Annotated in this window: 12 protein-coding genes; 1 reads left to right on the plus strand and 11 read right to left on the minus strand. The window is 41.2% G+C overall.

Going from position 1 to position 11,633, the window contains the following annotated elements; translation table 11 throughout:
* Nucleotides 1-75: 75 nt before the first annotated feature.
* The gene (locus Q0P34_RS04535; protein ID WP_294953510.1) at nucleotides 76-1,902 is read right to left on the minus strand and encodes a peptidylprolyl isomerase; all 1,827 of its coding nucleotides are present in this window, start codon (nucleotides 1,900-1,902) and stop codon (nucleotides 76-78) included.
* A 173-nt stretch (nucleotides 1,903-2,075) separates the two neighbouring features.
* Here Q0P34_RS04535 and Q0P34_RS04540 point away from each other — a divergent pair, with 173 nt between their 5' ends.
* On the plus strand, nucleotides 2,076-3,431 hold the full coding sequence (locus Q0P34_RS04540) for an O-antigen ligase family protein (RefSeq protein ID WP_294953512.1): 1,356 nt from the start codon (nucleotides 2,076-2,078) through the stop codon (nucleotides 3,429-3,431).
* A gap of 47 nt (nucleotides 3,432-3,478) precedes the next feature.
* Here Q0P34_RS04540 and Q0P34_RS04545 read toward each other — a convergent pair whose 3' ends face one another.
* The 10 genes from Q0P34_RS04545 to Q0P34_RS04590 form a co-directional block, all read right to left on the minus strand.
* Nucleotides 3,479-3,649: a 4Fe-4S binding protein gene (locus Q0P34_RS04545; RefSeq protein ID WP_294953515.1), complete on the minus strand. Its 171-nt coding sequence runs from the start codon at nucleotides 3,647-3,649 to the stop codon at nucleotides 3,479-3,481.
* A gap of 102 nt (nucleotides 3,650-3,751) precedes the next feature.
* Entirely contained in the window at nucleotides 3,752-4,573 is an 822-nt protein-coding gene (locus Q0P34_RS04550) for a stage 0 sporulation family protein (RefSeq protein ID WP_294953518.1), read from the minus strand.
* A gap of 23 nt (nucleotides 4,574-4,596) precedes the next feature.
* Nucleotides 4,597-5,580, minus strand: a complete 984-nt coding sequence (locus tag Q0P34_RS04555) for a hypothetical protein (protein WP_294953521.1) — start codon at nucleotides 5,578-5,580, stop codon at nucleotides 4,597-4,599.
* Between the two features lie 15 nt (nucleotides 5,581-5,595).
* Entirely contained in the window at nucleotides 5,596-6,531 is a 936-nt protein-coding gene (locus Q0P34_RS04560) for an AEC family transporter (RefSeq protein ID WP_294953523.1), read from the minus strand.
* An 11-nt stretch (nucleotides 6,532-6,542) separates the two neighbouring features.
* Nucleotides 6,543-7,337 (minus strand): hypothetical protein, encoded by a 795-nt coding sequence (locus Q0P34_RS04565; protein ID WP_294953525.1) that lies wholly within the window; start codon nucleotides 7,335-7,337, stop codon nucleotides 6,543-6,545.
* Between the two features lie 31 nt (nucleotides 7,338-7,368).
* Nucleotides 7,369-8,736, minus strand: a complete 1,368-nt coding sequence (locus Q0P34_RS04570; protein WP_294953528.1) for a citrate synthase — start codon at nucleotides 8,734-8,736, stop codon at nucleotides 7,369-7,371.
* Between the two features lie 88 nt (nucleotides 8,737-8,824).
* On the minus strand, nucleotides 8,825-8,953 hold the full coding sequence (locus Q0P34_RS04575; protein ID WP_294953531.1) for a hypothetical protein: 129 nt from the start codon (nucleotides 8,951-8,953) through the stop codon (nucleotides 8,825-8,827).
* An 8-nt stretch (nucleotides 8,954-8,961) separates the two neighbouring features.
* The gene (locus Q0P34_RS04580; protein WP_294953534.1) at nucleotides 8,962-10,080 is read right to left on the minus strand and encodes a Ger(x)C family spore germination protein; all 1,119 of its coding nucleotides are present in this window, start codon (nucleotides 10,078-10,080) and stop codon (nucleotides 8,962-8,964) included.
* Complete coding sequence (locus Q0P34_RS04585) at nucleotides 10,073-11,104, minus strand: GerAB/ArcD/ProY family transporter (protein WP_294953537.1); 1,032 nt, start codon at nucleotides 11,102-11,104, stop codon at nucleotides 10,073-10,075. Before Q0P34_RS04585 ends, Q0P34_RS04580 begins: the two co-directional genes overlap by 8 nt.
* Nucleotides 11,097-11,633: spore germination protein (locus tag Q0P34_RS04590; protein ID WP_294953540.1), on the minus strand; the 537-nt coding region annotated here is incomplete at its 5' end. The genes Q0P34_RS04585 and Q0P34_RS04590, both read right to left, overlap by 8 nt.

The raw sequence follows: 11,633 nt of genomic DNA on the forward strand, positions 1-11,633 counted from the left end.
CATCCTTTTTTGATTTTTATCAATAGTATTCTACACTATCAAAGCTTATTTTACAAGTATCATTTTTGTGCAAGCTTATTCGCCGTCGGTGCTTGCCTGTGGGGTAGCAACCTTTGTTTTTTTCATAGCGCCCTTATGAAGCTTAACCTCTGATGATTTTGTGAAATCCTTTTCATCCTTATCTCTCAAATCGGTTTCGCAATCATAAATATATTTTGGCTGTCTGTTCACAAAAAACATAATGTGACATCCGTATTTTGAATCAACTATTCCGGTATCGCCGTACTTCCTTGAGCTGTCCATAGACCAATCGTTAAAGCTTTGAACCATAGTGCCCTGCTGAACACCTGCATAAAGGCCACCGTAATTACCCGATGAACCGCTTGATGTCGACTCGGTATCCTTTGAATACTTTTCTGCAAGCTTTGCAAATTCAGCCTCGGTCTTTGCACCGTCGTTATATTTGTCGAGGATTTTCTGTGCCTCCTGCCTTGCCTGCTTAAGCTGTTCATCTGTAAGCTTAACATCGGATGTTGATGTGTCAACACCATCAGGCATAATGAGGATTTGACGAACGGAATATACCTCTTCCTTGTCCGGCTGTGGCTCTGAAACCTTGTAAAGAATGTAAACAACCTTGTTTTCGGAGTCATCAAATGCCTTAACATTGCCAACCTTTGTTTCCTCATCAAAGAGCCAATTAATTGCCTCGTCGAGGAAGCCTGTTTCCTTTGTTGAAATAGAAACCTCGATATTTGCCGAAAGGAGCTGGGCGCAGGTATCAAAATCAGTAGCGTATCCCTGCTCAACATAGCTTTCAATCAAGGATTTGCAAAGGGTTGGGATAAGCTTCTTCATATCGTCCTCTGACGTAATTTGGTTTACATAATAATTACACTTTTCAAATGTAGCCTGTGCATTATTGTCTTCGTAAGGAACCTGAAGGTAAGCAAAGGTTACATTCTCGTAATCTGTCTTGTTTTCGTTGAAGAACTTTTCAATTTCCTCATCGGTATACTTTTTGGTAACGGAAAGTCTTTGATAATAATTTTCGGCAATATAGCATTGCTCAAGCATCTTCTTGATTGTTGCATAGCCGCAATAATCGCCGTAGGTGTCGGAAATATATCTGTCAACGGAAACATTGTTGCTTGCGGCAGTATCCTTGATTCCGTCAAGGCTTGATTGAATATTTTCCTTTTGAGCTTTGGTGAGAGTTACACCATCGGCAACAGCCTTTTCATAATAGGTGGTGATGTAACGGATTTGATCAATGGTTTCTTCCTCAAAGAGCTCAAGCCAAGTTACTTCCTCACCATCATTATTAGTAGTTTTTTGCTTGCTGAAATCCTTTGACGGAACAAGATCATAATATCCGTACTGTGCATAGGAAATATAATTTTGACTGATGCAGGAATAGTAATAATTATACATTCCGATAGAAACGGGTGTGTCATTTACAACAAGTGCAACGTTACCCGGATTCATACGTTCATCGGTATTTGGCTTTGTATAGTAAAAGCTACCGAGCACGCCCAAAACTGCGATAACGCATGCAAGTACAAAAGCAAGAAGTATAAACTTAAGCTTGTCGCCCTTGATACCGTTTTTCTTAACGGCAGCCTCCGCCTGCTCTGCCTTCTTTGGCTTTGTAGGTCTTTGTGCAGTTTCATACTGAGATGAATCTGTACTCGATGCATCCGGAATGTGTATTTCGAACATATCATTTTCTACCACACTTGCGTTTAAGGTATGTGCCTCTGCTTCAAACTGCCAATTATCATTTTCCTCATAGGCTACGGATGTTGCCTCTTCGCCTTGAGCAGATACTTCGGGATTAACCTCAGGTTCATTTGCAGAATCAAGATTTTGATTTTCCAATTCCAAATCCTTTTCGTCCACGTAATCACTCCTAAATAAAATAATATAAATACGCATAGATTATACTACAAATACCCCAACAATGCAACAACTTTATAAATTATTAATATAAAATAAATATGTTGCAATAAAATATGCTATGTGGTATTATCAATTCATACAAATAATACGACATATTTTTTAAGGAGTGAATTATGAGCTCTGCTAACATAAAAAACGACAGCAGGCTGTTCAGATGGCTTCTTGCCATCATAGGTGTATCGTTCATTCTTCCCGAATACATTGCTCCGTTATTTGTGTTTTTCTTTTACATTCCGTTTTTGAAGCATTTTAAGAAAACGGGCAGAAATGCAAAAATCGGTCAGCTCGGTAAAGCCTTAATGGTTTATATGGGATATATGATAATCTCCGGAATATGGAGCGACACCCACATTCTGTCGTCGCTTATAGGTCTGCTGTGGATGGGTTGCTTTTTATTCTACATAGAAACGGCAAACCTTATCAATACCAAAGACAAGCTGAAAAATGCCATTACGGCACTGAATATTTCGTCGGGAATAATAGGACTAATTGCTATTCTTGAATTTGTAACATACAATCTTACCAAGCATACGGATTGGTTTGACTTTATTGTTGCAAATCCGCTGTACTATGAAATCAACGAGATGATATTTAATCTGTTCCCGTTTGAAATCGTAAACAGTCCTTATCCCTCAAGAGCTGCCGCAACCTTTGACAATCCGCTTATACTTGCTACATTTCTTGTTGTGACAACTCCGTTTTGTGCATTTTCATCAATCTACTTTAAGCATATCCAAAACAGAAGAATAAGCAGAATATGCTTTATAACATCTCTTCTGGGTATTCTCTGCACTGAATCGAGAGGTGCTTACATTGCCATTGCTCTGTCTATCATAACACTACTGATAAGCAGTAAAAAAATATTCAAGAAACTGCTTCCGTTTATGTTTGTGCTTGCGGTGGGAATACCGCTTACAATTGCATTAAGGTACAAAAACAGTACATCGGCTGACGAATTTCTTGCATCAAACAACAACAGATTTGCCATTTGGGAGGTTTGTGCACAGCTGTTTAGGGAAAATTGGTTTGTCGGAATGGGTGCAGGAACGGAAAACATACATCAGGAAATCATTGCACGAATAGGTATAAACCGTTCTCACGCACACAATTTATTCCTGCAAATTGCTACCGAAGGCGGTATTATCGGCATTGCACTTGCTACTGCTGTAATAGCGGTATTTGCAATCGGTTTGTTTAGGCTGTTCTATCTAAAGGATAAGGCATACAGACCGTACGGTGTGCTTTACACCTCATCGATCATCGGCTTTATCACAATGTCACTTTATGAGCACACATTGCAGTCGCCAAAGGAAATGATGGTGTTCTTTGTTCTGCTCGGCTTTTCGCAGGCAACACTTCGTATGGCGCAGGATGAAATACAGCTTTCTCCCGAGGAAAAAAACAGCTTTGAGGAATTTACGGCAGACGACTACATCAACGATGTTGAGGAAGAAACGGTAAATATGTAAAAAAGCACAGACGAATTGATCGTCTGTGCTTTTAATTATGCTATTTATTATTCCTGAGAAGGAGCGCCTACCGGGCAAACACCCTCACATGCGCCACACTCGATGCATGTATCAGCGTCGATAACAAACTTTGAATCGCCCTCTGAAATTGCACCTACAGGACACTCTGCAGCGCAAGCACCGCACATAATGCACTCATCTGAAATTGCGTAAGCCATTGTGAATACCTCCTAATAAGAATTAATAGTATTTGTTCTATTGACAATAATATATCATTTGATGAGCAAAAAAGTCAATACCTTTATAAGAATTGTTAAAATTTATTTATTTTTGACTACTTTTACAACGTCTCTCATAACCGTAACAGGAGCAGAGCCCTCGGTGGAGCCGTCAAGCTGTACCTTAAGCTTTCCGGTAAGGACAGCAGCTTCAACTACAACTCCCCTATTTGAATCCCACTCAACAACAGAGCCAACCCTTGGGGTAATCTTGTTTAGGTATTCGTAGGAATTCTGCTCGTATTTAAGACAGCACATAAGCCTTCCGCAGCAGCCGCTGATTTTTGTAGGCGAAAGAGAAAGCCCCTGGTCCTTAACCATTTTAATTGAAACGGAATGGAAATCGTTAAGGAAGGTGGAGCAGCAAAACGGTCTGCCGCACACACCGAGTCCGCCGATCATTTTTGCCTCATCACGAACGCCGATTTGACGAAGCTCAATTCGGGTATGGAAGGTTGAGGACAAATCCTTAACAAGCTCTCTGAAATCTACTCTGCCCTCTGCAGTAAAGTAAAAAACAATCTTTGAGGCGTCAAAGGTATACTCTACCTCGGTCAAGTTCATTTCAAGCTTATGCTCCTCAATCTTTTTCAGGCATATTACATATGCTTCCTTTTCTGCCGCCTTATTCTTTTCTATCTGTGCCAAATCCTTTTTTGTGGCAATTCTTTTAACAGGCTTAAGGGGTGCAACAATCGCTTCATCTGCAACCTCCTCTATGCCTGTGGTTGCAACACCGTTTTCTATTCCTCTTGCGGTTTCTACAATAAGCACATCGCCTGCGCTGATATTTTCAATACCCTGAGGATCAAAATAATATGTTTTGCCTGTGTCCTTAAAGCGAACACCAACTACCTTTGTCATATGTTATATCTCCAATCAAGTTATTATCTTCCTATTGCCCTGCGAAATTCATAGCAGGTTTTTGTAATTAAAATTGCATTATTACCGTTTTTAAGAGCCAAATCAAGCAGGGCTTCGCAGGCATTAATAAGGTTCATAAGCTTTTTCTTGCTAAAGCTTTGAGCAAGCTCTGCCGCAATAACCCTTTGCCCCGACATAGAATCAAAATCCTTTGAGTAAACCATAGCGTCCCTAAATACAGCCTTAAGAAGTGTAAGGGTAGAAATAAGCGTTTCTCGGTCGCGGTCAAACACAGAGCAAACCTTAAGTAAGGAATACTCGTTATTATCTGTTAAAGCATTGCAAACATCAACGGCAATACCGCTAATCCTTGAAAGCTTACTGTCGCCGAGGCTTTCGATTGCCTTGCCTATATTTCCGCCCCAAACAGAACAAGCCCTTAGGGCGTCATCATAATCGACGCTATCGTCCATTGAGCAAATATACCTTGCGCCGACAGCTTCGTTTACACCCTCAAGAGTTAACACAACGCTACGCGAAAGCACGGTTTCAAGCAGGGCGGATTTATTGTTTACGGTGAGGATAAACATTACATATTTCGGAGGCTCCTCCAAAATCTTGAGCAATGCGTTTTGTGCATTCTCGTTCATACAATGACAGTTTCCCAATATGTAAATTTTATAATCCGCCTCGTTAGGCTGAACATATGCATTTTCAATAACGTCGCGAACAGTATCAACGTGGAACGACCTTGCGCTGCCTGTTGCACTGTATTCATAAATATCCGGATGTATTCCCTTAAGCACCTTTGAGCATTGAGGGCACGACCTACAAGGTCTATCCTCTGCTCTGCACATAAGGTTCAGAGCAATTTCACGCGCAAGGGTACGCTTACCAATACCCTCATCGCCCTCAATAACAATGGCGTGAGGCAATCTGCCCGACGCCTCAAGAAACGAGAGCTGCTCTTTAATTTTTTCATTACCTACAAAAGCTTCAAACCTCATAGTGCCAACCTTATGTTAAATAATTTGTGCCAATGCAACTATAACAGGCATTGTGGCAACCGATAGTATACTTGTTTGTGCAACAAGCTCTGACGACAGTGCCGTATCGTTATTATACTTTGCGGCATACATTGCGGTATTTGTAGCAACGGGTGCCGACGCGGAAATTACAAGAGCGGTACGCATATTGCCCTCAACTCCGACAAGCTTAAACACGAAGAGCATAATAAGCGGAACCACAATCAATCTTATAAGTGAAACAAAATAAACCTCTTTTTTTGCAAAGATGTTTTTGAAATTGCAATTTGCGAAAAATGTGCCGAACACGATCATAGCCATAGGCGAATTGCAGGCGCCTACTCTTGCGATGGTATCCATAAGAAAATCAGGCAGCTGTAACTGCAAAAGGAACAACGGCACACCGATAATTACACTGATTGAGCCGGGGTTAAGAAACAAATCCTTAACCTGTATCTTTGCACTCCTTCCCGAAATTTCTCTTATACCGTAGGTGAAAGCAAGAATGTTAAACACTGCCACATAACAGGAGGAATAGAAAACACCCTCCTCGCCTACAACGCTTTGTGCAAGCGGCAACGCCAAAAATGCTGCATTTGAAAACACCATGGCATAATGGTATATTCCGCGTTGGGCAAGGCTCTTTTTTCTAAAGCAAAGGGCAGAAATACCAATACCCAAGCCATGAGTTAAAAATGCAAGTAAAAAAGAAACTGCAAGCCCTACAACATGCTCCCTTGTTCTTTCCATTGAAAGGAAGGAATTGATTATTGCAAATGGCAAAATCATATTGAAAATCAAATCTACAAGCTTTGAAGCATCTGCCCTGACAAATATTTTTGTTTTGTCAGCTGCAAAGCCAATGCCTGCAATCAGATATAAAATCAAAACCTGAATTGCTACGGTTTGCAGATTGCTAAAAAAATCTGCCAATTATACTACCTCTATTCTGCTTTGGAATTTTGTGAAATGCTTCTTCCGACAGAAAACGAAAACAAGCCTACACAAAGCATTATGTATGATGATATTGTATTTACGCCGAGCATATCACCCCGATTTGTCACGGCATTTACCATTTGACAAAACAGGTTTAGGACAGATATGCAACCGAACGACTTAAACGAAAAAGCGGAAAATCCGTACGCATTGCCGTCATTATCAACCTCTTTAGCGAAGCAAAAGAACGATAATATTGAAAAGACAACAGTTATGTAGCCAACAGCAGCATCAAGATCGAGAATCTGCGAAAACTCCTGCAACGATGATGCTCCCTTAAATATTGCCCATAAAAGAGGTGCGATATTAAGAACACGAAGCTCTCTAAAATCATACCGTGTATTCCTCGAAAAGGACATTGCAACCATAACCATACAAACAGCACAGACAATAGCAATAATCCCCGTTATGCCGTAGGTAACAAGGCTTACAACAGTGTAACCCTGATTTGATGAAGCAATGCTGTGAATACGCAGGGCATTAAACATAAAGTCTGCAAAAAATCCAACGCATCCTACAACGGAAAACACAGTTATGCTTTTCCTGCTCTTGCTTTGAACACCGCAAACACTTAAAAATTCCCTTTTTCGCGTGTTTGCCCAAATGAACAAAAAGCAAAGCAATACACACGTCAAAAAACCTATATCTGCCACGCCGCCGTGCGAGGAAAGAACACCGAACGCTCTAAAGGCAACAGCCGAAAAAAACGAAATCACACTCAAAGGCGAATATTTTATTTTCATATTCTCCCCTCCCTGAGCAATCGAGATAAGTCTACCTTTTCTCCAACGGCTTAAACTCTCTTGACTTAATTACACTCTTATATGCCGGGCGCATAATTTTTGATGATGTTGTAAGCTCTTCAAGACGATGAGCACACCAGCCGGCAACTCTTGCAGAGGCAAAAAGCGGAGTATACAAATCCTCAGGTATGCCAAGCACACGGTATACAAGACCGCTGTAAAGGTCAACATTTGCACACATCGGCTTTTCAACACCCTTAACCTCGGCAAACACCTGCGGAGTAATTCGTTCAATAGCATCAAGGGTCATAAACTCCTTTTCAAAGCCGTGGTCAAAGGCAAGCTTCTTTGCGCTCTTTTTAAGAATAACTGCTCTTGGGTCGGACAGTGTATAAACAGCATGTCCCATACCGTAAATCAAGCCTGAGCCGTCGCCTGCCTCCTTGCGAAGAATCCTTGCAAGCATATCCTTTATCTGTGAATCATTTGTGGAATCGTCAAGATTTTCCATAATGTATTCCATTTGATGAGCAACCTTTATGTTTGCACCGCCGTGACGCGGGCCCTTAAGTGAACCGAGACCGGCAGTAATTGCGGAATAAGTATCTGTACCGCTTGAGGTAAGCACACGGGTTGAGAATGTTGAGTTGTTACCGCCGCCGTGGTCGGAATGAAGCATAAGACAAATGTCAAGAAGCTTCGCTTCCTCGTCGGTATACTTTTTATCTGCACGAAGCTGACGAAGAATTGACTCCGCGGTTGAAAGCTCCGGCTTAATGGGATGAAGATACATCGATTTGTTGTAAAATGCTCTGCGCTTAATTTGGTATGCAGAGTTCATAATTGTCGGGAATTGGGCAATAAGCTGAAGCGACTGACGAAGAACATTTTGAATAGAAATATCATCAGGATTTTCGTCAAAGGAATACAAGGTCATAACGCAACGCGCCATCTTGTTCATAATATCCTTTGAAGGATGCTTCATAATCATATCCTCAACAAACTCATCAGGCAAGGTTCTGCACTTGCCGAGAACATATTTAATCCCCTCCAACTGATCGCTTGTAGGAAGGTCACCGAACAAAAGAAGCCAAACAATTTCCTCAAAGCCGAACCTATCCTTTTCCACGCAATCGGCAATAATATCCTGAATATTGTAGCCACGGTAGGAAAGCTTGCCCTCCTTGGGGATACGCTCATTGTCAAGAATATAGTAGCCCTCAACGGACGAAACATGAGAAAGACCTGCCATAACGCCTGTACCGTCAGGGTTACGGAGTCCGCGCTTTACACGGTATTTTTCAAAATCGCCGGGTCTGATTTGATTATTTTTTTCAAGCTCGCCGCATAAGCCCGAAACATAGTCCTTTGGAATAGATGAAATAAATTTTGAACCCATAATGTCCTCCTTTGTTAAAAATTAGAATTAGGTTTTATGCATAAAACCCCAATATGAAAATATATTATACTAAATAAAATAATATATGTCAAGGAGAGAGGTCATTGAAAAGAGCTGTCATATTATTCATCATTGTGTTTGCCGTAACCCTGCTTTTGCCTATGATAACCATGATTAAACCGCAGGGACAGGACAGCGAGCTTGTCACCTTATTCAATTCGTTTGCTACCCTCTTGTGTAGCTTGCATTGACGACGGAAGCTTTTGCCCTTGTGCTGACGTAAACCTTTACATTAGGCAAATGGCTCTTCCAGTCATTACAAAGAGAATTGTACGCATCCGAATCATATCGTGCAAGAAGCATACCGAGTCTAAACGGGTCGCTTTTTTCCTTTAAGCATTTTGATACGGCATCTGTGCAAATCCTTTTTATTTTTTTCTCTGCAAGTGCCTCAATTCGTTTTACATCATCAGCCCCAAGCCGTACAACAGAGTCTTTTTGCGACTCGTTAATTTTAACGTTAAAGCGAATATCACAGTTGAACACAACTGCCGAATCCCTATACTCTGCCCTGCATTTTGTTCTGATATAATCAAGCTCTACACCAATCAGTCCAAAGCTGCTGTCTTTGATAACAACAGATGCATTTTTCACCCTTGAATTAACCAACAAAAATCCCAAAGCATCTGCATTTTTAAGCACCTTAACCGGCTTGTTATCACTGAACACGGCAATACCGTCAATTCGAGTTTTATCATTTTTTACACTTAGCACCGGCAAAAAAACATCTGCTGTTTTGCTGATATAATGATTTTGCAAATCCTTAACATTAACTGCACAGGTAAGCCCCGAGCGTTCCCCAACCTTAAGCAAATCATAAACATCCTGCGCAGGGACCCTTGCCTTATTTTCGCTTGATTTCATTATATCCTGCGCCTTTGAGCTACTGATTGCAACAAGGACATCGGGACGACTGTCGACAGTTCTCAACGCATATTGTACAAGACTGTCAAGTTCACTTTCAGCATATTCACTGCCGAATACTATAACCTTGTTTTGCCCGAAAAAAATAGGTGTGCTTAAATCACCTGACAGCAAGGCAAGTGCTCTTGACGGATTAGCTGCCGTTTGTGATTGAACAGAGGTAATATTTTTATCAAGATTGTCTGTTGTTGAATTACCCTTGGTCAAATCAAGATACTGAACACTCACTGTTACACCGCTGTTTTCTTTATCTATGCCTACTCCCTGTGCAACCGACATATCGGAAAGTCTGTCGGAGCAACCCGAAAGGCTAACGGCAATTATAACAATTACGAGCACTATTTTTAACAACCTACTCAATTCTTTTCCTCCCGAGTAAAAGATTCACTAACGGCACAATCACAACAAAAATCAAAAACAATGCTATCAGCAAGGGCTTTGAATAATACGTAAAATACATACCGATAAATTCATTTAACGCAAACGATAAAGCAAAGCCGACAAGACACAAACCGATAACCTTTGATTTATGAGTGAATTTCTTTAAGACAACAGACGAGCAATATATAAGCACGGCACACTTAACAAAAACTGCAAGCACCCAAAAAGCAAGATGCAAAATATCAAGACGCGACATATCGTTAATGATTGCACACTGAAAAAGTGAATATATCGGAAATGCCTGCAAATCCGCCGAGTTACCAAGCACACCTCTGCACATCAACAGAAGCACAAAAACAGATAAATATGCGCATCCTATTCCAACATAATAAGGCTTTACGGGACTGCCGTTCGTTCGTCCTGCAAGCACAGGCAAAAGTGCCGGCTCGATAGTGTTTGAGGTGAAAATAACGGTATTTGCTATAATATGCCTACTGTCATTCTCCAACGCAGGAAAAAGATTTACACAATCAAAGCTCTTGAAATTAAAGGCAACAATCACGGCTATAACAAATGAAATTGCGACGGCACACGGCACGGCAAATCTGCCGAGCGCCTCAATTCCCAAATATGCACCGTAGCCGACAGCGACAAACGCAAGGATAATAAAGACAAACATGGGACTGTCACGGGTTATTCCCGTTGCGACAAAATAAGCAAATCTGCTGACTGAAAGCGATGCAAACATCACATAGTAAAGCAAATATGCAACCGACAACACTCTTGAATTCAAGGGTGATTTTTTTGCTTTTAGGCAAAGCACCACAGGCAGAGAAAGCAGGCAGGTAAGCAAAAACGAAAGTGAAAAGCTAATCAAAATATCCGAGCTGAATTTGCCTATTGACACAGCCTGAATATTCGTAAGCGATACCACAAGCCTTGAAACGAAGAAAACAGAAAGCAGCTGCCGTTGCGATATCATGCCCCTCAATGCATTACTCATCAAGCGTTGCCCCCTCAAAATCAGATACTCTCACTCGCCTTTTAGCAAGCTTTTTCCAGCTACCTCTAACCAAGACATCGACAAGTGTTTTTTTGGTAAGAGGTGACAACGGAGATGAATACGCAACCCCAAACGGATTAATTGCACAAATATTGCAAAACATCATAGCTGCGCCAAGCATTATTCCGTAAATTCCAAACACTCCGCCGAGAATGATAAAGCCGATTCTTATCACTGTAAGACGTTCGTACAACGGATAAATCACATAAGACGAAATAGCGGTTGCGGCAATTACAATCAGCATCGGGGCACCGATAATTCCTGCCGAAACCGCAGCGTCACCGATAATAATTGCACCTATAATTGAAATTGCGTGTCCTATATTTTTAGGCAATCGCAAGCCTGCCTCACGCATAATCTCATACAGCAGATGTACAAACACGGCCTCTGCCATAAGCGAAAACGGAGTTGTTGCTTCATTTGACGCAATCAAAAAAAGCATATTGGACGGAATGAGCTCCTGATGAAA

The organism is uncultured Eubacterium sp., assembly GCF_945980375.1.
GTDB lineage: Bacteria > Bacillota > Clostridia > Oscillospirales > Acutalibacteraceae > Eubacterium_R.